Origin of the sequence: Peribacillus huizhouensis (assembly GCF_014138605.1) — a bacterium.
Taxonomy (GTDB): domain Bacteria; phylum Bacillota; class Bacilli; order Bacillales; family DSM-1321; genus Peribacillus; species Peribacillus huizhouensis.
Map to the genome: position 1 here is coordinate 431,331 of NZ_JACJHX010000002.1, position 24,837 is coordinate 456,167.

Genomic DNA, 24,837 nt, shown 5'->3' on the forward strand with positions numbered 1-24,837 from the left:
TCTGTCATGCGCACTGGTGGCGGGTGTGGGGTGTCCATTATCCCTTGTCCTTTTTATCTCCATGCTGGTGCGGTGCTGTATGGGCTGTATGTGGGCGTGTGGTGGGCTGGTGCATAGCATGGCTTACAGTCCTGTTCATCATGTGGGCTGGCGGTCAGGCGGTAGGTAGATACCCCTATATGTTTTATAAGGTTGTCAGAAGTGGCAACCCATGACTATTATTCATTATATGAAGCATGAAACACCTTCGACCGGTCTTACGTAATTGATGGGGTAGGGGTAGTAGGGATATTGATTAAGACCTATTTATCCCAAACAAAATCGTAGATTCCATCGACAGGTTCTTAGATACACATTTGATAAAACACAAGCATCCTATTTCATATTTAAAATCCTACAAACGGATAAAATGTATAAAAACATCCGTCTGTTGGAGAATACTTAACCATAAGAAAAGACTACTAAACTTGCATGCTTAGCAGTCTTTTTTCGAATTATTTAACTTCCATAATCCATGTTGCTTTAGATTCGGTCATGAAATCTTTATAATAAATTTCATATGGAGCATTCCCTGTTACACCGAAAGCTGCTTGTCCTTTTACATGCTTACCAGGTTGTACCGATTCCGTAATATAATCGATAGGATACGTTTCCATCTTTTCACCTTTGCTATCATACACTTCGAAGTCTCCACCATCGATTAATTGTTCCTCTTGTGTACCATTTTGGTATTCTACATCAAAGATTAAAACGTTATTTGGTTGAGTTTCTTCAAATTCATTTCGCTCATCCGTATAACGAGCATTTGTTAACGTAATGATATGTCCTTCGACATTTACTTTTTCCCCAACCTTAAATGTTCCAAGATTTTTAGCTGTGTTTTCAGAAGAATCAGTGCCCTCTTCATAGTCGATAGCTTTCTTATTTTCTGCTATCAGTGTACCGCTTAAATCAATAGTTCGTATTGTCGGTTCCTTTTTATCATCATATAACTCTGAATGTTTATAAAATTCCCGGACGAAAGTATCCAAAATAGCTGCTTGCATTACGTTTTCTAAACTTTCGCCGTCAGAGTTATTTACCTTTAACTCAATCGTTTTGTCATCTTTTAATTGCGCATCTTTATAAGTAATTACCCCTTCTTCATCGGGAGTAGTAAATTCTTTTAAAAGGTCCTTGAACGTTTTTTCAGATATGTAAACTTTATCCCATTCTGCCTTATCAGGATTTTCCCAATCTATTTTCTTCATTTCTTCCATTGTCGTGAATTCTTTTTGCACTTTCGCCGGTTTTTCTACTTTTTCAGCGCCATTGTCATTTGAACATGCAACAAGAAAAATAGAAGCCATAATACCTACTACTAACGTTTTTACTAATCTCATTAATACTTTCCTCCTGTGTCTTATCTCTTATGCCAGTAAGTATTATCTCTTATTCCATATACTTTTTCAATTAACAATTCATTCCAAATATCCATTAAACTAGCAACTTATCTGTGAAAACAATAGTTTTATAAAAATTGGCTTATTAATGCCTTGTAAGAACATCAAGAGCATTTGAAATCAAGATTGAGTCATCTGATACAACAGTTTGGTCGATGGAGGATTTTGCAACAGCAGAATTAGAGACAGGTAATCCCTCTAATAACCCTCTTACGTCCACATCAATATCAAACAATCCTTTTCTTTTAGTCATACAAAAAAACCTCCCATATCGTTAGTATATAAGTCGATATACGGTGTAATTTCTTACATGACCGTTATACTGACCGTTTCACTAAACGATATAAGAGGTTGATTTGACGGGGGTTAACCGTCCATTTTTTGACGTCCCAGGAGAGATTCGAACTCCCGACCGACGCCTTAGAAGGGCGTTGCTCTATCCAGCTGAGCTACTGGGACATGATATGATATGTAATGACAAGATTTATTATAGATTGTAAACACCAAATAGTCAATACTTTTTCTTAATTTATTTCAATCTGAGAATGAATGAGGCTGTCTCATAGTGAAAAGATTAGACCAAACAAGTATGTACATGCCATAATACGGGCTACAGCGAGTGAGGTCAGACCTTTTTGAGACAGCTTCATGATCCATAATCTCAGTTAAATGTGTAAGTATTGCTTAATTCTGTTACTATATTCCCCTCGACATCATAGAATTGGATTATTGCTTCTTTTTTCTTTAACTCAAGGATGGCATACGTTTTTTCTTTACGGTTTCTCGGAAGTCGTATGCTTCCTGGGTTAATATATAGTCTACCGTCAATCATCTCAGAACCAGCGATGTGAGAGTGGCCAAAGCAAATGATGTCCGCTTGTTCTTCATCAGCTTTATAGGAAAGGTTCATAATAGTCATTTTCACATTATACAAATGGCCGTGGGTGACCAATAAGCGCAAGTCACCGATTGTTTCTACAACATAGTCTGGATAGGCAGCGTCATAATCACAGTTCCCTTTAACCGCTAACAACCTTTCCATAACCGCATCAGCTTTCTCTAACTCAGAATCACCACAATGGATGAATACATCGACTTCAGCTTGGTGACGTAATTTTATTTGTTCAACTTCTGAAGTTAGACCATGGCTATCGCTCATAATCCCTACTTTCATGCTTGAGTGTCTTCCTTTTCAAGAAAAGCATCTAATTTTCCTTCAAGTACATGTAGGGCATTGGCGCGGTGACTGATCTCATTTTTTTCGTTGCTCTCAAGCTCAGCCATCGTTTTCCCTTTTTCTTTTACATAAAAAACAGGGTCATAGCCAAAACCATTCGTACCCTTTGGTTCGTTGGTGATTCGTCCTTCCACAAAACCAGACACTGTAATCGTTTCTTGATTCGGGGAGGCGAGTGCTAACGCACAAAAAAATCTTGCCGTTCTCTTCTCTTCTGGCACATCGTTTAATTCTTGAAGAACCTTCTCAGTATTAGCTGCATCGCTTTTTTCCTCACCAGCATAGCGTGCAGAATAGACGCCAGGTCTGCCATCAAGCGCGTCTACAATCAAGCCTGAATCGTCGGCTATTACAAACTGCCCAAGCATTTTACTAATTGTTTCTGCTTTTAAAATAGCGTTTTCTTCAAAGGTTGTCCCTGTTTCCTCGACATCTGGCGCGTTTTCGAAATCAAGAAGTGTCTGAACCTGAACCCCTCTTGAATGAAATAAACTTTCGAACTCTTTTGCTTTTCCTTTATTTTTCGTTGCAATAATGACCGTTTTCAAACATTTCACTCCTAATTTCTTGTAAAATTTATATAAGGTAGTTAGCTTTCCACTATTCCTACGATAACTAAAGTCTACCACAATTTCCTCTTTCACAAAAATGCTACTTTTTCTGATTTTTTCGTTTAAGTACAATTGATACTAATAGCAATATAGAAGGGAGCACTTTTAACACATGTACTAGCATATTTTTTGCCTAAGCAATTTACAACATAACTAAGCATAATCCTGCATGTAGGCAATATTATGCTCATTTAACATGACAAGTTATGTTATATTCTGATGTTTTTTCGTTAATATTATTGGCAACATTCGACTGACCGATTACGATACTATAATCACATATCGCTTCAACATCATTTCGATCATGTGTGACCATAATACAAGTCATATTGGCTTTTTTCAATATTACCCCAAGTTCCTCCCGAATCGACCCTTTTAAATCTGCATCTAAGTTACTAAATGGTTCGTCCATTAACAACACATTCGGCTTCGGGGCAAGCGCTCTAGCAAGAGCAACCCTTTGTTGCTGACCACCACTTAATTCATGTGGGTATCTTTTCTCAAAATTCCCCATTTGAACAAGCTCGAGCATCTCTTCTACGCGCTGCTTCCGATCCTTTCGAGGCATGCGGGATAATCCAAAAAGAATATTCTCCTTTACCGTCATATGAGGAAATAGAGCATAGTCTTGAAAAACCATTCCCACCCCTCTTTCCTCTGGATGAATAAATATACCTTCACTCACAACAGTAGTACCTGCAATTTTAATAGCACCTTTTATCGGCATTTCTAATCCTGATATCAAGCGGAGTAATGTGCTTTTTCCACTACCACTTTGACCTAAAATGCCTACAATTTCCCCTTTCTCTATTGAAAAAGAAAAATCAGAAATCACGGGATCTTCTTTACGAGAAAATGAAAAAGTGAGACCTTCAATTTCAACAATACTCATTGTTTCACCTTCTTACCAATCATTTGAAAAATAATTACAGATAACATACTAATCGCAATGATTAAAAGCGATGAAATAGAAGCCTCATATATTTGCTCATCGTTTGCATATTGATAAGTCTTTGTTGCTAGCGTTTCAAAATTAAAAGGCCTCAGCAACAAGGCTAATGGCAATTCCTTGCAAATTTCAACAAACGTTATGAGAAATCCACTAATTAGAGACCCTTTAATTAAAGGCAGATCAATTCTAAAGAATGTTTTTGTCACACCTAGTCCAAGTATTCTTGATGCTTCCATGTACTTCGTTCCCACTTTCTCAAACCCCACTTCAATTGCATTAAATCCAGTAGCCATAAAACGAATGAAATAGCCAACGATTAACATGATTAAAGATAAACTTAACATAAGAGGTGCTTCACCGAGCCCCATTAAAGAGTATATCGGTGCGAGCCATTTATCAAGTGAGATAAAAATAGCTAGTACACCAATCGCAATAATCGGACCAGGAATTGAATAACCGGAAGTTACGCATTTTGAGATAATGAAAGAAAATGAAGAATGAGATCGGCAGACGTTTGCGACAACAACAGAAAGTATAAGAATCATCAATGTAGAGATTACGGCAACATAGACGGTTTGATAAATTAATGTAAAAAATGAAGGATCCCAAATTTTATAAAATGTCATTTTTGCCCAAGCAATTAACTGTAAAAACGGAATGAGAAATCCTAATAGAAACACGACACTGCAATACATAAAGGCAGATAGCCCAGCAAGTCCCTTCAGCTTCACAGGTACAAGCGGCCTCGATTTATTGCTCAAATGATAACGTCGTCTCTGTCTAAGCAGTCTTTCTAAAAAGAAAATTCCAACGATGATAACCATCAACCACGCAGCAAGTCTCATTGCAGAATTCACATCGTACATCCCGAACCATGTTTGAAAAATAGCTGTTGAAATGGTATGAATCCCCAAATAGCTAGTAACTCCATAGTCACCTAACACTTCATAGATTACTAAAACGATACCTCCAACAATAGCAGGCCTTGATAAAGGAAGTACTACTTTATAAAAAACAGCTAATGGTTTACGTCCTAACAGTCTGGCATTCTCTATATAAGATGTACTTTGACTTTCAAGAAATGCTCTTGTAATCATGTATACATACGGAAATAGAAAAAAGGTGAAAATAAAAACTGCTCCACGTATTCCCGAAACTGTAAGCATTTCAGCATTAATCTGATAATCAAAATGATTCCTTAACGTTGTTTGAACCACACCCGTATAGCCTAGCATAGTTCGATACGTGTAAGCAGCAATAAAAGTCGGGATTGATAGCGGCAACATTAATCCCCAACGGAAAAACCGTTTTAGTGGAAAATCATAGGCAGCAATCAACCATGCCAAGGTTACACCTAAAAGGGCCGTAAAAATACCTGTCAGGACCACAAGTATGATCGTGTTTGTGACATAATTTTTTAGCAAGTATTGACGAATTTGAAACCAATTTTCATTAGGTTCTTGAAATATAGAAGAGAAAATAAAAAGGATAGGCAGTAGAATAACTACTGCCCCAACTAAACTTATGATCCACCATCCGTTAAACTCTTTTTTAATATTACGTTTAATTAAATCTGCTCTCATATTACTTCCAGTCCGTTTTATTAAAGATTTCGATCGCCTTTTTATTATGCTCACCTAGAGTATCAAAATTTAGTTCTTGCATTTTGAAGTCTCCCCAGCTCTCTAGCAATTCAGGTTTTTTCGCATTAGGATTTACTGGAAACTCATAATTATTAGCTGACATAAATTCTTGAGCCTCAACGCTTGTCATATATTCAATCAGCTTAGTCGCATTTTCTTTATTCTTGCTGTGCTTCGTCAAACCAATTCCGCTAATATTCACATGAGTACCATTTGTTTCTTGGTTCGGGAAAAAGACTCCGATACTATCAGCAACCTTTACTTCTTCTGGATCTTCAGAGTTTGCTAGTAAACCAACATAATAAGTATTCATAATGGCAATATCACCAGTACCTGCAGCAATTGCTTTAGCTTGGTCACGATCACCACCATCTGGCTGACGGGCAAAATTGTTTACTATTCCTTTTGCCCATTGTTCCGCTTTTTCTTCACCGTTTAACTCAATAAAGGAAGCAAGTAATGATTGGTTATATAAACTTGTTGAAGAACGGACTAACAATTTCCCCTTCCATTTCTCACTTGTTAAATCCTCATATGTTGACAATTCTTCAGGTGCAACCCTGTCTTTCGAATAGGCAATAATACGTGCTCTTGTTGCTAACCCTACCCATTGATTATCTACATCACGAAGATTTTCGGGTACGTTTTTATTAATAATGTCTGATGAAACTGGTTGCAGAATATCATTTTGCTTTGCATTTGCAAGGACTCCACCATCTACTGTAACAAATAAATCAGCTTCTGTGCTTGCACCTTCTCGCTTTAATCTCTCAATAAGTTCTTCCGCTTCCCCTTTTACAACATTTACTTTAATGCCTGTTTCTTCTGTGAATTTCTTGTAAATCTCTTCATCTACTTCATAATGTCTTGCCGTATAGATATTCACTTCTTGATTTTCATTTGTTTTAGGTTTTGATGCTTCATCTTCCCCTTTTGAGTCAGTTTGATTTGTACTACTACAACCAGCTAGACCAATCGTTAGTACGGTACTAACGAGGAAAGGCTTAATTAATTTTGAAAAATTCATAATTTGCGTCCACCTCTGCTATTAATGTAACTAGAATGATATTGATAATTATTATCAATTAATACATTTTTATTCTACTGACTCGTACTACTAATGTCAACAAATAATTTTATATTTAAAATAATTTTGTATTATCTAATTTTTATATTTTTATGACTTGATTTAATTCACTATGACTTCCACAATAATGTTCTATTCTTGAATCAGGGGTAGAGGTAATAACATACAAATATATCCACGTTTTATTAAAACTTCTGACCTTCAAACAGAGTGATCCTCTTCATTCATTTAATCGAGTTCGCGCAACGAAAAAAAAGGTCTGCCATTAGCAGCCCCTCGTATTTAGAGATCCTTCTATTAATAACTACCTGTGTTCACTTTTGCAGGACGACTTACAGGTTCAGATAATGCTTTACCTGCATCATCTAATAAACCGCCTTTTCCTTGTACAAGCACTTCCACGCTTTCAATGTCTTTTTGTTCAGTTAACGAAAGGACAAGCGTGTCAAGGACATCTTTAGAAATCTTCTTCTCTTTGAAACTTCCTAGAATATTTTCATTGAAATTTAAAGTAACTTTCCCATCTTCATTTTTCGGCTCTTCAATTAAAGCAACATCATCCATGAAACCTGAAAGCAGGCTTGAAGCAAGTCCTGGTCCTTTTACAAGCTCATTGACCGCTGCCGTGATTGTATCTGTTTTCGTATCTTTAACCCTTTTGGTTACCGGAACATAATAGTAACTACCCTCATCACCGCCAACATAATACACAGTAAGTGGCATCGTATTGGAAACATCCATAACATCTGACAAGTCGAAGTTAATCCCTACTGAACGGTTTAGACCATCAGAAATCGGTGTTTTATTTACCGGCATTTCGTTTAACTTAGTACCATTCATTTTTAATACCACTTTATCAACTGTATCGAATTGGGTTAAAGTATAAGTGATGGCTTGAAGAATTTTTAGTTCATCCTCTTTCTGATATGTAGCAAATTCCTTGGAAAAATCAGCAGTTGCTACACCTTCCTTAATATCCACACTAACATGTGTATCTGCAGGAATCACTGCTCTGAAGCCATTTGGCAGCATCTCAGAGACTGGTCCGTTTGCGACTAAATATTCAAGCGCTTGTTGAGCAACTGCTGTATTTGAAGGAAGCTCCAGCGTTTGCGGTACGACAAACCCGCTTTTATCAATCAAATACAATTCAGTTTTAATCGTTTTTGTTGCTTTTTCTTTACTGTCAGTTTTCGCTGCTTCCTCGCCATTCACTTCTTTTAAACCCGATTCATCGTCTACTAATGTTACTCCTTCTGGCGGATCTATATTTGCTTTTTCTTTTGCACCGAACAGGCCGCAACCACCTAAAAAGAGCGAAGAAGCCAGAACAGTTGTGACAACTGATATTTTTGTTACGTGAGACATGGACATCCCTCCCAGGACAGTTTGTACTATTATTTATACGAGCCTTGGGAATTTATAGACCAATTTTTTTCAAAAAAAATAGAAGGCGCCACAAAAGGGTCTGCCTTCAAAAAAATTGATCGTATTTAAAACTGTAACCATTATGTCATAACCAACTCACTCTTAAGTCTCGAGTCGTCGATTAATCAATTTTCACCGTTTGGACAGTCCCTATTTTTTCACCAATCCAACTATAGGCAATGCTTTGGAATATTTCCTTAGATCCCGTCGTGAAAAATTGGTGTTTTGGTGTTTCATTACTTATATTCAACATATTATCATGTTGCAGGATAACGCTCGCTTCACGCGCCGTCTCTTCACCAGATGAAATGACTTTAATATTCCTTCCCATAAACCGACTAATTTCAGGTCCCAGTAATGGATAATGGGTACAACCTAGAACGAGCGTATCAATATTCGTTCTTTTTAAGGGCTGTAGCGTTTCAGCAATTACTTTTCTAACAATTGAACCATGAAATGCCCCGCTCTCCACGATTGGAACGAACTTCGGACATGCAAGGCTGTCAACTTTCACCCGATTATTAATCATGGCAAGCGCTTGATCATACGCCTTACTCGCAACTGTACCATTTGTTCCAATAATACCGATATGTAAATTCAAGGAAACCTTTAATGCTGCTCGGGCACCCGGATAGATCACTCCGAGTACCGGAATCGGTAGCTCTGAACTAATTTCTTCGAGAGCTGCTGCTGTAGCCGTGTTGCATGCGATAATCAGCATTTTCATATCGTATTTCAAAAGATAACGTGTCATCTGCCAAGTGAATTTTTTCACATCTTCCATTGGACGCGGACCATACGGGCATCTCGCCGTATCCCCGATATATACAATATTCTCATTGGGCAGCTGACGCATAACCTCTTTCGCTACGGTTAAGCCACCAACTCCCGAATCCATAATGCCTATTGGTTGTTTCAAACATCTCGCCTCATTCTTATCGCATTTCTTGATGTAATTTTATTAAATTTTCTTTAAGTGTGGTGACTTCTTCACTTGAAAAATTCACTAAAACGTCTTGCAGATACACTTGCCGCTTCTTAATTACTTCATCTATAATCCTTTTTCCTTCTTCTAATAGATGAATTCTTACCACTCTGCGGTCCTTTTCATCCTTCACCCGTTGGACGAGTTCATTTTTTTCCATGCGGTCAATCAGATCCGTCGTTGTACTGAAAGCTAAATACATCTTAGCGGAGAGTTCCCCGATTGTCATATCTCCTTCTTCAAACAGCCACTGAAGAGCAATAAATTGAGGAGGCGTTATCTTATAATTCGTTAGCATTTCCCGGCCCTTTTGCTTAATTAAACCCGAAACATAACGCAGCTCTTTTTCAATTCTTGCCACATGCTCCACATGCGTTACTTCATCCATTTCTCACAACTCCCAACCACTTATACAAAACTTAGTAACTTTATTGTCTATGAAAAAAAGAGAAATTTCAAGAACCATTCTTCCCCAACAAAAATTAACAGCAATAACAAGCACCTTCATGAATTGAATCATTCATTATAGTGCTAGACATATTGCTGCTAACAGTTTGACAAAATGGTGATCTGTAAGCTTTTTTCCCGCATTAACGGGCAGTAACCCCACCTCAAGGCTTAGATGAATCGAAGAAGCATCGGTGGGGGATAACTTCCCGTAAAAGCCCGATTGGTGAGATACAGTGAAACTTACCGATGCGTGAGCAGAGGTTTAGTTGAACCAATCGGGTTCGTAGAGTCGTTTTATCGAAGCGGAGCGGAGATATTAGCGACTCTAGAACGGGACTAACAATCAGCGGGGGATGGAGCCCCCCAACTGATTGAAGTTTCACTTTATCAATCAACTCAGTATGGAATTGAGAATGCTTTAGAGCTTCAACTCTCCCATACGAAGGAGTTCAATGACTGCTTGGGAACGCCCTTTGACTCCAAGCTTTTGCATCGCATTTGAAATATGATTTCGAACTGTTTTTTCGCTGATAAACAATTCACCTGCGATTTCTTTCGTTGTCTTATCTTGAACTAATAATTCGAATACTTCTTTTTCTCTTTTGGTGAGTAATGGCTTATGAGTGAATTCGTTCTCCTTCAAGTGTTGTAACCCTCCTTGCCTTCACCAGCATAAAAACCCGGAGTGGGTGTCTATTTAGTCATGTTATAGTATGACAAGTGAGGCAGGAAAGTGACTGTTCCGAGGCACGAATCGTGATTTTCTTTTGTATTTTTTATAAGCTCCAACTATTAGTATTTAAACTTTATAAAACCGACTTGATCACGGGTGTTTTGGTGGTCCACACATGATCTTGGAAACACTTTTTACTAAGACTTCATTCTTCACAACTGTAATTCAAGAAATCAAAGTATTTTATTCTTCATGATGTGAATAAGTGATTGTAAATATCAAATTTGATGCGAATCGGTTTAAAATTATGTATACCTCATAACGAAAGGGTCAGACCCCGGCACTAATATACCGTTCAATTACCACTAATGAACAGTATATATTGAGCGTGATTAGACCCTTTTAAGAGACTTGAAAAATTTTCTTGTATGTTTTGGATTATTTAAACGAACCAAATATTTCTGCTTCTAATCTACGACCTGTAGGTGTTGCTGCTAACCCACCTTCAGCTGTTTCACGAAGTGCGGATGGCATGCTTTGTCCTATTCGATACATGGCATCAATCACTTCATCGCAAGGAATTCTGCTTGTGATACCAGCTAGTGCCATATCAGCTGCTGTTAGTGCATTAGATGCTCCCATCGCATTTCGTTTTACGCAAGGAACCTCGACAAGCCCTGCTACAGGATCACAAACGAGTCCGAGCATATTTTTCAAAGTGATGGCCATAGCTTCAGCAGCTTGAGTTGGCGTCCCTCCGGCTAATTCAACAATAGCAGCAGCTGCCATTCCACTTGCTGCACCGACCTCTGCTTGACAACCGCCAGCAGCTCCCGATATGGAAGCATTATTGGCCACAACGAAGCCGAATGCAGCAGACGTAAACAAAAATTCAATCATTTCCAGTCGTGTTGGGTGTAGTTTCTCCTTTACAGCGAATAACGTTCCTGGGACTACACCTGCAGAACCAGCGGTTGGTGTTGCACAAATGACTCCCATTGCTGCGTTCACTTCATTTGTTGCTACCGCTTTACTCACAGCATCAAGAAGCAAATTGCCAGAAAGCGCTTTACCCGTTTGAATATATTGCTGTAATAAAACTGCGTCACCGCCCGTCAGTCCTGTAACGGATTGAACGCCTTTTAAACCTCGTTCTATCGCCTGTTCCATGACGGTTAAATTTGTATCCATCTTTTCTATTATTTTTTCTCTAGGCAGACCCGAGAAGCCCATTTCTTGTTGAATCATAATTTCAGCTATTTTAACTTGTTTACTTTCTGCTCGTGCGACAAGTTCAGCAACATTCCGAAACATCGTATCTCCCCATTTCTTATTTATCTATCATCGAAGTTGATCTAGGAGTTAAATAGGGCACTGGCCTTGATTCACTCTACCATTCGAATCACTTGAGTAATATTTGGCAAGTGTTCAAGTTCTGTTATGATTTTGTCATGAATCCTTTGGTCTACTTCAATAATCATTAAAGCCATTTTCCCTTTTTCTTTCCTGGAAACTTCCATGTGGCTAATATTAATTTCATGATCTGCCAAAACAGTTGTCACAGAGGAAATAAGTCCGAATTTATCATTGTGTACGACAAGTATAGCTGGATTCTCACCAGATAATTTAAGCTGAAATGAGTTTAACTCAGTAATTTCAATCGTTCCGCCACCGATTGAGATACCAACAATCTCTACTTTTTTCGTTTCATCAAACAATTGTATTTTTACAGTATTAGGGTGGTCTGTAACGGTTTCTTCAACTGTGAATATGACCTCCATGCCCCATTCTTCTGCTAAGTTCAAAGATGTGGGGATTCGCTGATCATCGGTATCAAAATTTAATATTCCACCAACAACAGCAACATCTGTTCCATGGCCTTTATACGTTTTGGCGAAAGAACCATAGAATGAGATAATTGCTTTTTGCGGCTGTTTTCCTAACAGTGTACGAGCAACCCTACCAATTCGCGCAGCTCCGGCAGTGTGAGAACTAGAAGGCCCAATCATCACCGGACCAATAATATCAAAAGCAGATCTATACTTCATGGCACATAGCCCCTTCATCATTCATATAGAATCATTCAGTCGCTTCCTTCAGACTAAATGATAGCGTTTTCAAAATTCCGTTATTATATTTTTATGCCGCTTGATTTTCTTCTTTTGTTCTAATTTGAGAAACCGTTCTTATTTTGAAATTTTTAAATAGTAGAGAGCCAAGGAAACCTGCAGTTGCACCTGTAGCAGCACAAATCAATGCAGTAATTGTAACTTTCATCGGATCATTAAACCCATACATAACAGCGAGGCCCGCAATCGGCGTTGCCGTACCCGTTGCATTGTTTACTAACCCAAACATCGATACAACAACCCCAGCAGCAGCTCCGCCGATAAAGTTCGTTATATAAACCGGAATTGGATTAGCTGAAATAATATCTGCCTGTGTTAGCGGTTCAATCGCTACAGCAATTGTCGTTCTTCTGTCCCCAAACTTCAAACGGTCGAATAAAACAAAATTCATAAAAGAAGAGCCAAATACAGCCAATGCCCCAATCGCCATCGGCAGACCGGTTAACCCAAGCATTGCAGTTAAGGCCATAGAGCTTAAAGGTGCAGTTGCTACAACCGTAATAACTCCTCCAAGAATAATCCCCATTAAGATTGGATTGCTGTTTGCTGTTTCGGTAATAATTCCACCAATATTCAATAATGTTGCATCAACTATTGGGTTCACCGTAACGGCAATGAAACGTACAAGAGGTGCTGCTATAATAATTGTTACGATCAGATCTAGACCTGCTGGTACTTTTTTCTCAATCACTAATACGATGAAAGCGACTATATAGCCAGCGAAAAATCCCGGAAGTAATCCCAAACCAGCACAAGAAACGCCAAGTAACAAAGCATATACAGGAGAAACCCCTAATGCAAGAGCAACTAGAGCAGCCGCAGCAACACCGCCCATACTTCCAGCAGCATCTCCTACCTCCCCTAGAAAGGCAAAATTCAATAAATCGCCTCCGACATATCTCTGAAATGCCTCAACAAGAAATGCAGCCACTGCAGCATTAGCGAGCGCTCCCATCGCTTTCATACCTTTTGGCGCTTTAAAACTAAAAAATGAAAACAACCCTAGCACCAATAATAATAGTGCTGTTCCTTTAATAATTTCCATCTGCTGTTCCCCCTCGGTGTACGATTCATAGATTAATAATTGCTGTTACATACATTCTTCTCATGAATTGTTATTTTACTAACATAGTAAAACAAAAATGAAAGCCCTTTCAAAATCAAGTTCATCATATCATATGAATTCATAGATTTACACTACTTTTTAGAATTTATTAAATATAACACTATTCAAAATATTATATATTCAAATAACATTAAACTTGATGCAAACGAAAGTATAAGTCCCTTTTGGGTAAGAATAAGGGTCTGACCTCGCACTCTATACACAGTTTTAAAACTACTTGTATATATGTTTGCTGGGACTGACCCTCTCGTTTGGAAATAATCTAGACTAGATCGACTTATTAAAACGTGCCCATCTTCTGTTTCATCTCCTCTATCCATGCCACTGATTTTCCGGTTTTCTTACTGATTTGAACAATCGTACCACGACCTGTAAAGCACACTTTCCCTTCCTTCGTCCCCATATAATGAAGATCAACGGATGAATTTCCAATTCGTGCTGCTTTGACGTGAACATCTATGTCATCATCGAAAAACAATTGCTCGACAAAGTCACATTGTAGATCGGCGACAACAGGGATTTCCTTTGCCTCCTCGTATAACCAATATTGCATAAAGCCGATCCTCTTAAAATATTCAATTCTAGCTACTTCAAAATACGTAAACGGAACCGAATTATTTACATGTCCAAACATGTCTGTCTCCGAAAAACGGACTTTAACCCGATGTTTAAATTGAAAGGATGATGCCCACTCCGCCATATTCTCAATATATCGTATTCTACTCATCCTGTTCACTCCCTTTCTCCCGCATTAACGGGCTTTATCCCCATCTACACTTCTTCCTGAAGTTTCACTTTATGAATGATTATTCATTCATATTATCTTTAAACATATTATTTTGAAAAGAATAAAGGATTCAATCCTTCTTTTCTTTTTTAATAATAACGTCACCTGTAACGATATCCTTTTCTTGTTTTTTTATGGAAAGTATTGCTGCCTGGCCGTCACTAGGAGAACCATCCGAAAAATACATCGGAAAAAGCGAAAAAAACATTATATAAAACGAAAAATAAATAAATTGGTACCAAAAAATAGAATTATTTAATATATCTACAAATATAAGTCCATTGATAATAAATATGCTGATTAAATTGAACAGCGCTCCACCTAAATAAATCATCACACTTTTAAAAGGGTGATTGACTTGTAATTTATCGAACTCACAGTGTCCATTCCAAAAGTAATATTTTTTTATATCCATTTTCAAGATCGAAAATAATTTATTGCCGCAACCGAGTGTAAGCTTTTTCCCTTTACCACCGAATATTGCAGCACAGAATAGGTGTCCACTTAAGTGAATAAATGTGACCATCGGCATGATGAGAAAAAAAGAAAAAATGAACTTGGTAACATCTGCTAAATCAAACAAACTATTACCTCCTACAGCGCAAGCCTTTCTTTTTGTTGTACTACTCTCTACCCAGTGCTAATCGTAAATAACTGGAAATTTTTCCTTGTCTGTTTTTGACGCATAAGTGGGAATTCAGAAATCTCCATAATAGGGATGCCCCCAAAAGTAAAGGGTCTGACCCCGCAACAACTAAATACAGTAAACGTGTCTAAGACACTATATACTGATTTAGAGTGCGAGGTCAGACCCTTATGAGACACCTCATTATTAGACTTGATCGCTCCCGAAGAAGTTACGGAATGATTGAAGTGTTGTATCTCGGTTTAATGCAGCGATTGACGTAGTCAGTGGGATACCTTTCGGGCAAGATTGTACACAGTTTTGTGAGTTCCCACAGTTTGCTAGGCCTCCGTCTCCCATAATTGCATTCAAACGATCTGAACGGTTCATTTCTCCAGTTGGATGGGCATTGAATAGACGTACTTGTGAAAGTGCTGATGGTCCGATGAAGTCGGAAGAACTGTTCACATTCGGGCAAGCTTCCAGGCAGACACCACAAGTCATACATTTAGAAAGTTCGTACGCCCATTGACGTTTCTTTTCTGGCATACGAGGACCTGGTCCAAGATTATACGTTCCATCGATTGGGATCCATGCTTTTACTTTTTTCAATGAATCGAACATACGGCTACGATCCACCTGTAGGTCGCGAACTACAGGGAATGTGCGCATAGGGCTTAAGCGAATCGGTTGTTCTAATTGGTCGATAAGTGCTGTACAAGACTGTCTTGGCTTGCCATTGATCACCATTGAACAAGCACCACAAACTTCTTCCAAGCAGTTCATGTCCCAAGCAATCGGTGTTGTTGTTTTTCCGTCTACTGTTACCGGGTTACGGCGGATTTCCATCAGTGCAGAAATGACGTTCATATTTGGACGATACTCTAATTCAAAAGTCTCTGTATATGGAGCTGAATCTGGAGTATCTTGTCTAGATATTTCAAAACGTACTGTTTTTGTCTTAGTCTCAGCCATTGTTTTCTCCCCCTCTTTTTAATGTGTTGTCGTATAGTCGCGTTTACGAGGTGCAATTAACGAAACATCAATATCTTCGTAATAGAATTCAGGAGCTGAATTTGGTCCAGTAAACTTAGCCATTGTTGTTTTCATGAATTCTTCATCGTTACGTTCCGGGAAGTCCGGTTTATAATGAGCTCCGCGACTTTCGTTACGATTAAGAGCACCTATTGTAATGACGCGAGCTAATTGGAGCATGTTTTGTAATTGTCTCGTGAAAGAAGCTCCTTGGTTGCTCCATTTTGCTGTATCTAGGATATTAATGTTTTTATACCGTTCCATTAACTCGAGAATCTTCGCATCTGTTGCTTGTAATCGATCGTTATGACGTACTACAGTTACGTTATTTGTCATCCATTCGCCAAGCTCTTTGTGTATAACATAGGCATTTTCTGTTCCATTAAGCGACATAATGCCATCCCATTTTTCTTGTTCTTGCTTCACATAACCATCGAATAAAGAAGATGGTAGAGATTCGCTTGTTTTCTCAAGACCAGAAATATATTTAACAGCATTTGGCCCTGCTACCATTCCACCGTAAATAGCGGAAAGAAGAGAGTTAGCACCTAGGCGGTTGCCACCATGCTGTGAATAATCACACTCACCTGCAGCGAATAAGCCTTTAATATTGGTCATTTGATCATAATCTACCCATAGTCCGCCCATTGAATAGTGAACAGCCGGGAAGATTTTCATTGGCACTTTACGTGGATCTTCACCCATGAATTTTTCATAGATTTCAATAATTCCACCAAGTTTAATATCCAATTCTTTCGGATCTTTATGAGAGAGATCCAGGTAAACCATGTTTTCGCCATTAATACCGAGCTTCATGTTTACGCACACATCGAAAATCTCACGCGTTGCAATATCACGCGGTACAAGGTTTCCGTATGCCGGATATTTCTCTTCCAAGAAATACCACGGTTTTCCATCTTTATACGTCCAAACGCGTCCGCCTTCTCCACGAGCTGATTCTGACATTAATCGAAGTTTATCATCTCCAGGTAGTGCAGTTGGATGGATTTGAATGAATTCTCCATTCGAATAAATCGCGCCTTGTTGATAAACAATAGAAGCCGCTGATCCTGTATTGATCATTGAGTTCGTTGATTTACCAAAGATGATCCCTGGTCCACCGGTTGCCATAATGACAGCATCGCCTGGGAACGCTTTTATTTCCATTGTTTTTAAGTCTTGGCCAACAATCCCGCGCGCTACTTGATCTTCGTCTATAACAGCCCCGAGGAATTCCCAGCCTTCATATTTCGTAACAAGTCCTTCTACCTCATAGCGACGAACTTGTTCGTCTAATGCATATAGCAATTGCTGTCCGGTTGTCGCCCCAGCAAATGCTGTACGGTGATGCTGTGTTCCACCGAAGCGACGGAAATCTAGTAAACCTTCAGGTGTACGGTTGAACATAACACCCATCCGGTCGAACATATGAATAATTGATGGTGCCGCTTCACACATTGCTTTAACTGGCGGTTGGTTCGCTAAGAAATCGCCGCCGTAAACCGTATCATCAAAGTGAATCAATGGGGAGTCCCCTTCACCTTTTGTATTTACCGCTCCATTTATGCCACCTTGAGCACAAACAGAGTGCGAGCGTTTAACAGGAACTAAAGAGAATAAATCTACCTGTTGTCCATGCTCAGCCGCTTTAATCGTAGCCATTAATCCAGCTAGACCTCCACCGACGACAATAATTTTACCTTTACCCATTATTGCTCACTCCCTCATATCCGTTCAAAACTTGTTAGCTTGCACTGATTGATTCTAACCCCTTATACGAAAGCAAAAATTGCACGTAGCCCAATATAGCTAAGGACTAGGAATATTACCAACGTTATATAAGTCATGACCTTTTGCGATTTAGGTGAAACGGTTAACCCCCAGCTTACTGAGAATGACCAAAGACCATTAGCGAAATGGAAAACAGTTGAAATAAGACCTACAATATAAAAAGCAATCATGAATGGGCTTGAAAAAATCGTTGCCATCATGTCAAAGTTTACTTCAGCGCCAAGTGCCGCTTGAATTCTTGTTGTATACACATGCCAAATAAGAAAGATTAACGTTATAATTCCTGATGCCCTCTGTAAAAAGAACATCCAGTTACGGAAAAAACTAAATCTCCCTAAATTGTTTTTAGCTGTAAAAGCGATGTAAATCCCATAAACAGCATGGAAAATCAACGGTAAATAAATGACAACAAATTCTACGACAATCTTGATCGGCGTGAATTCAATTAAGTGAACCGCTGCATTGAAGGTGTCCGCTCCTTTTGTTGCCATATAGTTGACTGTTAAATGAAAGATTAAAAACAGTCCAATCGGAACTACCCCAAGAAGTGAATGAAGCCTACGATTCCCAAACTCTCGATTTTGCGCCACAAAGTGCCCCCCCTTAATTTGTGAAAACTCTCGCAAAGATAAATTCAATTCTCCCTTACCCCTGCATTTACTAAATGTATGAAACTATTTAACAATCCTCTGACATGTCCATTTTACCCCTGTCTGATAATTGCGTCAAGAAAACGGATACAAGATTTCTTTTTTTAAAATAGAATTATTTTACTAGTCTAAAGCGAATTAAATTAGTAACTAAAAATGGTATGTTACCTTATTCCCTTAAGGAAAATTCCAGAAAACGTCATTTATCCAACAATTTAATTTAGGATTTTGCTATAAAAAATTAATGCTTCAATTCTTAAAACGTATATAATAGTTGTATAGAAAGTGGGGAATACGATGGAAAAAGATGCTCAGGCTCTACAAGAAATATCTGACAATACTGAAATGAATATCCCGATTTTTGGCTATGAATTAATTAGAGAAATATTATTAAATGATATTTTAGGCAAAGATTCTCCCCATGTTCTATATTGGGCTGGAAAACAGTTGGCAAGGAAATTTCCGCTTCACAACATAGATGAAATCATTGACTTTTTCTCTAGTGCCGGCTGGGGGGACTTGACATTTGTCAAACAATCTAAAGATGAACTTGAAATGGCATTAACCGGTATAATGGTTGAAAGACGGTTTAAATTGAACACGGAATGTCACTTTCAACTAGAGACTGGATTTCTCGCTGAACAAATCAGCCTCCAAAAAAAGTTTACAGCAGAAGGCGCTGAAGAATCGAAACGGCGTGCTGGAAGAGTGACGATATTGGTAAAATTAGATTTAAAAGACCCGATTGAGTAGATAAAAAGAAAAGAGGATCGTTAGGCCATGCTTTGCATAGGTTTAACGATCCTCTACTCATTTTTTACGCTCTAACTACCACTCTTTCATCAAGCTGAAATTTGACATGCAATGTCTCAACAGCCCGCACCATCTCTTTGTCTGGGATGACTGTAGAAACTTTGATTTCAGAAGTACTAACCATTTTCACTTGGATGCCTGCATCGGCAAGAATCGCAAACATTTCCGCAGCAACTCCTGGATTAGAAACCATTCCAGAACCGACGATACTCACTTTCGCTAAATCACTTTCCGTTTCGATTCTTTCAAACTGTAATTCTTTTTTATTGCTTTCTAAAACATTTAACACTTCTCTTACGTCTTTTGTTTTAATGGAGAATGTTAAATTCGTCGTACCTGTATCTGTTATACTTTGGATAATGATGTCTACATTTAAGTGCTGCTTTGCAAGTGTTGTGAAAATGGTAGATAATGAAGTTAGCCTTCCAGTCAGTCCAAAAATGCTTACCCTTGTAATACTGTCTTCAAATGCGATCCCTCTAACAATTAAATTCTCTTCCATCGTGACTTCCTCCTCAATGATTGTTCCTTGTTCTTGTTCTATGCTTGATCGTACGACTAGTGGTATTCCATAATTTTTCGCAAATTCTACGGCTCGTGGGTGAAGGACGCCCGCCCCAAGGTTCGCTAATTCAAGCATTTCATCATAAGAGATCGATTGTAATTTCCTAGCTGATTTTACATAACGAGGATCTGTTGTGAACACACCAGTTACATCTGTATAGATATCACAGCGATCTGCTTTTAAAGCTGCAGCTAGTGCAACAGCGGTCGTATCGGAACCACCGCGACCTAATGTCATAATTTCACCGATCGCATCAATTCCTTGGAAGCCCGCTACGACTACGATTTTCCCGGCCGATAGCTGTTCTTGAACCCGGTTCGTATCAATATCCAATATTCGTGCATTCCCATGAATCGATTCAGCTTTAATCCCAGCTTGCCAGCCCGTATAAGAAATGGCATCATACCCCTGTTCAAGTAAAGCCATCGTAAGAAATGAAATCGTTACTTGTTCTCCTGTTGATAACAGCATATCCATTTCCCGTTTGCTCGGAGTACTGCTGATTTCATTCGCCATCGTTACGAGCTCATCAGTCGTTTTACCCATTGCCGACACAACGACAACAACCTCATTCCCCAAAGCTGCTTCTTCAATGACACGCGTTGCTATATGTTTGATTTTTTCAATATTTCCTACTGATGTACCGCCAAATTTCTGTACGATTAATCCCACTTTGTTACACCCTTTCCAGCTGTTTTTTCCCAACAAAAAAAGCAATGAGAATTATCTCATTGCTGTGGTAACGTATCCTAGACATACGAATATCACAGTGAGATAGCCCTCCAGAACAAAATCGTTCTGACAATCTGCCATTTATTCAATGTCAGACCAGCTAATCAAGCTATGAGACTTGATTGCTTCGGCGACTTCCCCTTTCAAGACTTTTCACAGAAGCTCATCCTTCTCCAAGTCTTTACTAATGAAACTCGCACCTCTATCAACACTTTAAATAGTTAAAGGTCATATAAAATTATCTGTAGTATAGCACACCCAATTTCGAACAGCAAGATTATTCTTGCAATTTCTTCACAAGCTCCTCAGCAACAGGTCGTGGAATACCTGCTGCTTGTACTTCTTCTACCGTTGCTTCTCGCATTTTCTTTACCGAGCCAAAATGCTTCAAAAGTTGTTTTTTTCGTTTCTCGCCGATGCCATCAATCTCATCAAGCATAGATTGAAAAGCATTTTTCCCACGCAGTTGACGGTGAAAACTGATGGCAAACCGATGCACTTCATCTTGAATCCGTTGCAGCAGATAAAATTCCTGACTTCTATGGTCAAGCGGAACAATCTCAAGTGGATTGCCAATCATCAGTTCAGATGTTCGGTGCTTCTCATCTTTTACTAAACCTGAGAGCGGGATATCTAGACCGAGTTCATTTTCCAGAATATCTCTCACCGCTTCAACATGTCCTTTACCACCATCAATAATGATTAAATCTGGTAGCGGAAGTCCTTCTTTTAATACTCTTGAATAGCGGCGGCGAACTACCTCACGCATCGACTCGTAATCATCGGGGCCTTTAACCGTTTTAATCTTGTATTTACGGTATTCCTTTTTTTCAGGCTTGCCATCAATAAAAACGACAAGCGCAGAAACAGGATCCGTACCTTGAATATTTGAATTATCGAACGCTTCGATTCTGTGTGGTGTATAAATACCTAGTTTTTGACCTAGCGTCTCTACTGCTTTAATCGTGCGCTCCTCATCCCGATCAATCAAAGCGAATTTTTCCAAAAGCGCAATGCTCGCATTTTTATTAGCAAGTTTAAGTAGCTCTCTCTTTTGACCAATTTTTGGATTAATAATTTTAACTTGTAATAATTGCTCAGCTAATTGTAAGTCGACTGTTTCAGGCAGAAAAATTTCTTTTGGCTTGAAATGATTTGCCTTTGAATAAAATTGCCCTAAATAGGTTAACAATTCTTGATCGGGTTCATCATAAATCGGAAATAACGAGACATCACGTTCAATCAATTTACCTTGACGAACAAAGAATACTTGGACACACATCCAACCTTTATCATATGCATAGCCAAACACATCACGGTCGGTATAGTCATTGGACATCATTTTTTGCTTTTCCATCGTCACTTCTATATGGGCAATTTTATCTCGATATTCTTTAGCTCGTTCAAAATCTAGTGCTTCAGCTGCCTCATGCATTTGAACAGACAACTCATTTTTAATTTCTTTATAACCGCCATTTAAAAATCGTGTAATTTCATTCATCATCGTTTTGTATTCTTCCTGTGGCACCTCTTTCACACACGGTGCGAGACATTGGCCAAGGTGATAGTATAAGCACACACGATCAGGCAATGTATTACATTTTCTAAGCGGATATATTCGGTCAAGGAGCTTTTTCGTTTCATTAGCCGAAATGACATTCGGATAAGGACCGAAATATTTACCTTGATCTTTTTTCACTTTTCTTGTGATGATTAAGCGCGGATGACGTTCATTTGTCAGTTTGATGAACGGATACGTTTTATCGTCCTTCAACATGATATTATATTTTGGGTCATGTTTTTTGATTAAGTTTAATTCCAATATAAGCGCTTCGATATCTGATGATGTGACAATATATTCGAAGTCTTCAATTTCATTGACGAGTCTTAGCGTTTTGCCGTCATGGGTGCCGGTAAAATACGATCGAACCCGATTTTTCAGCACTTTTGCTTTGCCGACATATATAATGGTTCCCTGGCGATCTTTCATCAAGTAACAGCCGGGCTGATCAGGAAGCAGGGCAAGCTTGTCCTTCATTCTCTGATTCATGTCAAACCTCCCAACCAATCAATCTGTATAAAGTGAAACTTCAATCAGTGGGGCTTTTCTTCTTCCCCACTGATTGGTAGTCCCGTTCTAGTGTCGCTAATATCTCCGTTCCACTTCGATAAAGCGGGATAAAATATATAAAAGAAAAAACTCCAAGCCATAGACTTGAAGTTTCTTAATGATAAAGTGAAACTTCCCTCAGTGGGGGTTTTTTCATTCCCACTGAGGGTTAGTTGAACCAATCGGGGATTTACAGGCTGTTTATCCCCCACCTATTTATTTGTTGATTCTCTCACAAAAATTGATGTGGGGGTATTACAGCCTGTTAAACCGGGATAAAAAAGAATTACACGTGTTTTGCAAGAAGTTCTGATAATGCTTCTTTCGGTTGGAATCCAACCACTTTGTCAACAACTTCTCCATCTTTTAACACGATCAAAGTCGGGATGCTCATTACGCCGAATTTTCCAGCAGTTTCTTGGTTTTCGTCTACATCCACTTTTACGATTTTCACTTTGTCACCCATATCACCATCAAGTTCTTCTAGAACAGGAGCGATCATTTTACAAGGTCCGCACCATGGAGCCCAGAAATCTGCAAGCACTAAGCCCTCGTTTGTATCATTTGTAAATGTTTGATCAGTTGAATGTACAATTGCCATTATATATACCTCCTAATAAATACTATATTTCTAAAAAACAGTATACCATTGATTATAGTATGCATACTATTATTTTGCTTCATTGCTAAGATACCCCTAGCTTACGTATCTATACGCAATCAGATTCGTAATAATACTTAAAATAGCATCATCAGATTGCAAAAATCAAGACATATGCTTTTAATAGATCAGATTAGCGTAAGTGGCAGGGTTCAGACCCCACTACAACATTATTTCGTTAATAGCGCGTAAAGGTTTCTTATAAACTGTGTATAGGGTGTGAGGTCTGACCCTTTGACACTATTACATTTATGTTACGTATAAAGGAATTGATAAACAATGTATAAGGTGTGAGGTCTGACATTTTTAGGAGTTAATTTTAAGTTTCTTACATTCTTCAATAAGTAATGGAACGACTTCAAATAAGTCGCCGACGATACCATAATCCGCAACCTTGAAGATGTTTGCTTCAGGGTCTTTGTTGATTGCAACAATCACTTTCGAGTTGGACATTCCCGCTAAATGTTGGATGGCTCCAGAGATACCGCAGGCAATATATAGATCAGGTGTGACAACTTTCCCTGTTTGCCCAATTTGGAGGGAATAATCGCAGTAGTCTGCATCACATGCACCTCGCGAAGCACCGACTGCTCCGCCAAGAACTTGGGCAAGCTCCTTTAATGGCTTGAAGCCTTCTGCACTTTTCACACCACGGCCACCAGCAATGACTACTTTCGCTTCTGAAAGATCGACACCGTCTGTAGCTTTTCTTACCACGTCTTGAATAATAGCGCGAAGGTCTTTAATCTCCACATGAAGTGAAGAAACATCCCCAGTACGGCTTTCGTCCTTCGCTAGCGGCTCAATATTATTCGGTCGGATCGTTGCAAAGATGACTCCATCTATGACAATTTTCTTCTCAAATGCTTTGCCTGAATAAATCGGACGAGTGAAGACAAGATTTCCGCCAGCTTCTTCAATAGAAGTGACATCAGAAATAAGTCCAGAATTCAATTTACTAGCAATTCTTGGAGCCAGGTCTTTACCAAGAGCTGTATGACCGAAAATAATCCCTTCTGGGTTTTCCGCAGCAATGACCGCAAGAACTGCTTGCGCATAACCATCAGACGTATATTGAGCAAGTTTTGCATCTTCCACTGTCACGACACGGTCCGCACCATATTGAATGAATTCATTGCCCAATGTTTGGATGCTTTCTCCTACTAAAACGCCTACCACCTCACCACCATCTGCTGCTAATTTAGCAGCGCCGATTGCTTCAAATGATACATTTCTTAAATTGCCATCACGCGCTTCACCTAATACAAGGATTTTTCTAGCCATTAATATAAACCTCCTGTAAGC

The 24,837-nt window shown here is 38.8% G+C and carries 24 protein-coding genes, 1 tRNA gene and 1 riboswitch; of the genes, 1 reads left to right on the forward strand and 24 read right to left on the reverse strand.

All coding sequences use genetic code 11. The features are described from left to right. Nucleotides 1-494 precede the first annotated feature (494 nt). The 20 genes from HNP81_RS05160 to HNP81_RS05255 all read right to left on the reverse strand — a co-directional run bounded on the left by HNP81_RS05160 (nt 495) and on the right by HNP81_RS05255 (nt 18,591). Nucleotides 495-1,382 carry a DUF4352 domain-containing protein gene (locus tag HNP81_RS05160; protein WP_182501811.1) on the reverse strand — a complete coding sequence of 296 codons (888 nt, stop codon included), beginning with the start codon at nt 1,380-1,382 and terminating at the stop codon, nt 495-497. A 145-nt stretch (nt 1,383-1,527) separates the two neighbouring features. Next, nucleotides 1,528-1,695, reverse strand: coding sequence for a hypothetical protein (locus HNP81_RS05165; RefSeq protein WP_182501812.1), 168 nt, complete (start codon nt 1,693-1,695; stop codon nt 1,528-1,530). A 132-nt stretch (nt 1,696-1,827) separates the two neighbouring features. Further along, nucleotides 1,828-1,901 (reverse strand) — tRNA-Arg (locus tag HNP81_RS05170). Nucleotides 1,902-2,103: 202 nt separating this feature from the next. Then, nucleotides 2,104-2,616 (reverse strand): metallophosphoesterase family protein, encoded by a 513-nt coding sequence (locus HNP81_RS05175; protein WP_182501813.1) that lies wholly within the window; start codon nt 2,614-2,616, stop codon nt 2,104-2,106. Next, nucleotides 2,613-3,227: an XTP/dITP diphosphatase gene (locus tag HNP81_RS05180; RefSeq protein ID WP_182501814.1), complete on the reverse strand. Its 615-nt coding sequence runs from the start codon at nt 3,225-3,227 to the stop codon at nt 2,613-2,615. The genes HNP81_RS05175 and HNP81_RS05180 overlap by 4 nt, the downstream gene beginning before the upstream one ends. A 250-nt stretch (nt 3,228-3,477) precedes the next feature. Next, on the reverse strand, nt 3,478-4,182 hold the full coding sequence (locus HNP81_RS05185; protein ID WP_182501815.1) for an ABC transporter ATP-binding protein: 705 nt from the start codon (nt 4,180-4,182) through the stop codon (nt 3,478-3,480). Continuing rightward, nucleotides 4,179-5,825 carry an ABC transporter permease gene (locus HNP81_RS05190; RefSeq protein WP_182501816.1) on the reverse strand — a complete coding sequence of 549 codons (1,647 nt, stop codon included), beginning with the start codon at nt 5,823-5,825 and terminating at the stop codon, nt 4,179-4,181. The genes HNP81_RS05185 and HNP81_RS05190 overlap by 4 nt, the downstream gene beginning before the upstream one ends. Before the next feature lies 1 nt (nt 5,826). Further along, complete coding sequence (locus HNP81_RS05195) at nt 5,827-6,912, reverse strand: Fe(3+) ABC transporter substrate-binding protein (RefSeq protein WP_028392145.1); 1,086 nt, start codon at nt 6,910-6,912, stop codon at nt 5,827-5,829. A 357-nt stretch (nt 6,913-7,269) separates the two neighbouring features. Beyond that, nucleotides 7,270-8,340 (reverse strand): GerMN domain-containing protein, encoded by a 1,071-nt coding sequence (locus HNP81_RS05200; RefSeq protein ID WP_182501817.1) that lies wholly within the window; start codon nt 8,338-8,340, stop codon nt 7,270-7,272. Nucleotides 8,341-8,521: 181 nt separating this feature from the next. Further along, nucleotides 8,522-9,319 carry a glutamate racemase gene (gene racE / locus HNP81_RS05205; protein WP_028392147.1) on the reverse strand — a complete coding sequence of 266 codons (798 nt, stop codon included), beginning with the start codon at nt 9,317-9,319 and terminating at the stop codon, nt 8,522-8,524. A gap of 16 nt (nt 9,320-9,335) precedes the next feature. Continuing rightward, the gene (locus HNP81_RS05210; RefSeq protein WP_028392148.1) at nt 9,336-9,773 is read right to left on the reverse strand and encodes a MarR family winged helix-turn-helix transcriptional regulator; all 438 of its coding nucleotides are present in this window, start codon (nt 9,771-9,773) and stop codon (nt 9,336-9,338) included. Nucleotides 9,774-10,253: 480 nt separating this feature from the next. Further along, nucleotides 10,254-10,478: a helix-turn-helix domain-containing protein gene (locus tag HNP81_RS05215; RefSeq protein WP_028392149.1), complete on the reverse strand. Its 225-nt coding sequence runs from the start codon at nt 10,476-10,478 to the stop codon at nt 10,254-10,256. Between the two features lie 468 nt (nt 10,479-10,946). After that, nucleotides 10,947-11,822, reverse strand: a complete 876-nt coding sequence (sdaAA, locus tag HNP81_RS05220) for an L-serine ammonia-lyase, iron-sulfur-dependent, subunit alpha (RefSeq protein ID WP_182501818.1) — start codon at nt 11,820-11,822, stop codon at nt 10,947-10,949. Between the two features lie 71 nt (nt 11,823-11,893). After that, the gene (sdaAB, locus tag HNP81_RS05225; RefSeq protein ID WP_182501819.1) at nt 11,894-12,556 is read right to left on the reverse strand and encodes an L-serine ammonia-lyase, iron-sulfur-dependent subunit beta; all 663 of its coding nucleotides are present in this window, start codon (nt 12,554-12,556) and stop codon (nt 11,894-11,896) included. Nucleotides 12,557-12,647: 91 nt separating this feature from the next. Next, entirely contained in the window at nt 12,648-13,682 is a 1,035-nt protein-coding gene (locus tag HNP81_RS05230; RefSeq protein WP_182501820.1) for a PTS sugar transporter subunit IIC, read from the reverse strand. A 361-nt stretch (nt 13,683-14,043) separates the two neighbouring features. Further along, entirely contained in the window at nt 14,044-14,490 is a 447-nt protein-coding gene (locus tag HNP81_RS05235; RefSeq protein WP_182501821.1) for an acyl-CoA thioesterase, read from the reverse strand. 130 nt (nt 14,491-14,620) lie between these two features. Continuing rightward, nucleotides 14,621-15,133: a hypothetical protein gene (locus tag HNP81_RS05240; RefSeq protein WP_034301208.1), complete on the reverse strand. Its 513-nt coding sequence runs from the start codon at nt 15,131-15,133 to the stop codon at nt 14,621-14,623. Nucleotides 15,134-15,382: 249 nt separating this feature from the next. Further along, nucleotides 15,383-16,150, reverse strand: coding sequence for a succinate dehydrogenase iron-sulfur subunit (gene sdhB / locus HNP81_RS05245; RefSeq protein ID WP_028392154.1), 768 nt, complete (start codon nt 16,148-16,150; stop codon nt 15,383-15,385). A gap of 18 nt (nt 16,151-16,168) precedes the next feature. Further along, nucleotides 16,169-17,920, reverse strand: coding sequence for a succinate dehydrogenase flavoprotein subunit (sdhA, locus tag HNP81_RS05250; protein ID WP_182501822.1), 1,752 nt, complete (start codon nt 17,918-17,920; stop codon nt 16,169-16,171). A 62-nt stretch (nt 17,921-17,982) separates the two neighbouring features. After that, nucleotides 17,983-18,591, reverse strand: a complete 609-nt coding sequence (locus HNP81_RS05255) for a succinate dehydrogenase cytochrome b558 subunit (protein WP_028392156.1) — start codon at nt 18,589-18,591, stop codon at nt 17,983-17,985. A 357-nt stretch (nt 18,592-18,948) separates the two neighbouring features. On the opposite strand from HNP81_RS05255, the gene HNP81_RS05260 reads away from it, so the two are divergent. After that, nucleotides 18,949-19,404, forward strand: coding sequence for a YslB family protein (locus tag HNP81_RS05260; protein ID WP_028392157.1), 456 nt, complete (start codon nt 18,949-18,951; stop codon nt 19,402-19,404). A gap of 64 nt (nt 19,405-19,468) precedes the next feature. On the opposite strand, the gene HNP81_RS05265 is transcribed toward HNP81_RS05260, so the two are convergent. From HNP81_RS05265 to HNP81_RS05280, 4 genes are all read right to left on the reverse strand, one after another. After that, nucleotides 19,469-20,701: an aspartate kinase gene (locus HNP81_RS05265; RefSeq protein ID WP_182501823.1), complete on the reverse strand. Its 1,233-nt coding sequence runs from the start codon at nt 20,699-20,701 to the stop codon at nt 19,469-19,471. Nucleotides 20,702-20,796: 95 nt separating this feature from the next. Then, a riboswitch (Lysine riboswitch) is annotated at nt 20,797-20,974 on the reverse strand. Between the two features lie 64 nt (nt 20,975-21,038). Then, a complete protein-coding gene (uvrC, locus tag HNP81_RS05270; RefSeq protein WP_182501824.1) occupies nt 21,039-22,811 on the reverse strand; it encodes an excinuclease ABC subunit UvrC in 1,773 nt (590 codons plus the stop codon). Nucleotides 22,812-23,157: 346 nt separating this feature from the next. Then, nucleotides 23,158-23,472, reverse strand: a complete 315-nt coding sequence (gene trxA / locus HNP81_RS05275) for a thioredoxin (RefSeq protein WP_028392160.1) — start codon at nt 23,470-23,472, stop codon at nt 23,158-23,160. Between the two features lie 366 nt (nt 23,473-23,838). Next, on the reverse strand, nt 23,839-24,816 hold the full coding sequence (locus tag HNP81_RS05280) for an electron transfer flavoprotein subunit alpha/FixB family protein (RefSeq protein ID WP_028392161.1): 978 nt from the start codon (nt 24,814-24,816) through the stop codon (nt 23,839-23,841). Between the last annotated feature and the right edge of the window lie 21 nt (nt 24,817-24,837).

Excerpts from the sequence above, each read along its gene's own strand:
- HNP81_RS05160 (WP_182501811.1), bottom strand. The coding sequence starts at position 1,382 with ATGAGATTAGTAAAAACGTTAGTAGTAGGTATTATGGCTTCTATTTTT.
- HNP81_RS05165 (WP_182501812.1), bottom strand. The coding sequence starts at position 1,695 with ATGACTAAAAGAAAAGGATTGTTTGATATTGATGTGGACGTAAGAGGG.
- HNP81_RS05175 (WP_182501813.1), bottom strand. The coding sequence starts at position 2,616 with ATGAAAGTAGGGATTATGAGCGATAGCCATGGTCTAACTTCAGAAGTT.
- HNP81_RS05185 (WP_182501815.1), bottom strand. The coding sequence starts at position 4,182 with ATGAGTATTGTTGAAATTGAAGGTCTCACTTTTTCATTTTCTCGTAAA.
- HNP81_RS05190 (WP_182501816.1), bottom strand. The coding sequence starts at position 5,825 with ATGAGAGCAGATTTAATTAAACGTAATATTAAAAAAGAGTTTAACGGA.
- HNP81_RS05195 (WP_028392145.1), bottom strand. The coding sequence starts at position 6,912 with ATGAATTTTTCAAAATTAATTAAGCCTTTCCTCGTTAGTACCGTACTA.
- HNP81_RS05200 (WP_182501817.1), bottom strand. The coding sequence starts at position 8,340 with ATGTCTCACGTAACAAAAATATCAGTTGTCACAACTGTTCTGGCTTCT.
- HNP81_RS05210 (WP_028392148.1), bottom strand. The coding sequence starts at position 9,773 with ATGGATGAAGTAACGCATGTGGAGCATGTGGCAAGAATTGAAAAAGAG.
- sdaAA (WP_182501818.1), bottom strand. The coding sequence starts at position 11,822 with ATGTTTCGGAATGTTGCTGAACTTGTCGCACGAGCAGAAAGTAAACAA.
- sdaAB (WP_182501819.1), bottom strand. The coding sequence starts at position 12,556 with ATGAAGTATAGATCTGCTTTTGATATTATTGGTCCGGTGATGATTGGG.
- HNP81_RS05230 (WP_182501820.1), bottom strand. The coding sequence starts at position 13,682 with ATGGAAATTATTAAAGGAACAGCACTATTATTATTGGTGCTAGGGTTG.
- HNP81_RS05235 (WP_182501821.1), bottom strand. The coding sequence starts at position 14,490 with ATGAGTAGAATACGATATATTGAGAATATGGCGGAGTGGGCATCATCC.
- sdhB (WP_028392154.1), bottom strand. The coding sequence starts at position 16,150 with ATGGCTGAGACTAAGACAAAAACAGTACGTTTTGAAATATCTAGACAA.
- sdhA (WP_182501822.1), bottom strand. The coding sequence starts at position 17,920 with ATGGGTAAAGGTAAAATTATTGTCGTCGGTGGAGGTCTAGCTGGATTA.
- HNP81_RS05260 (WP_028392157.1), top strand. The coding sequence starts at position 18,949 with ATGGAAAAAGATGCTCAGGCTCTACAAGAAATATCTGACAATACTGAA.
- uvrC (WP_182501824.1), bottom strand. The coding sequence starts at position 22,811 with ATGAATCAGAGAATGAAGGACAAGCTTGCCCTGCTTCCTGATCAGCCC.
- trxA (WP_028392160.1), bottom strand. The coding sequence starts at position 23,472 with ATGGCAATTGTACATTCAACTGATCAAACATTTACAAATGATACAAAC.
- HNP81_RS05280 (WP_028392161.1), bottom strand. The coding sequence starts at position 24,816 with ATGGCTAGAAAAATCCTTGTATTAGGTGAAGCGCGTGATGGCAATTTA.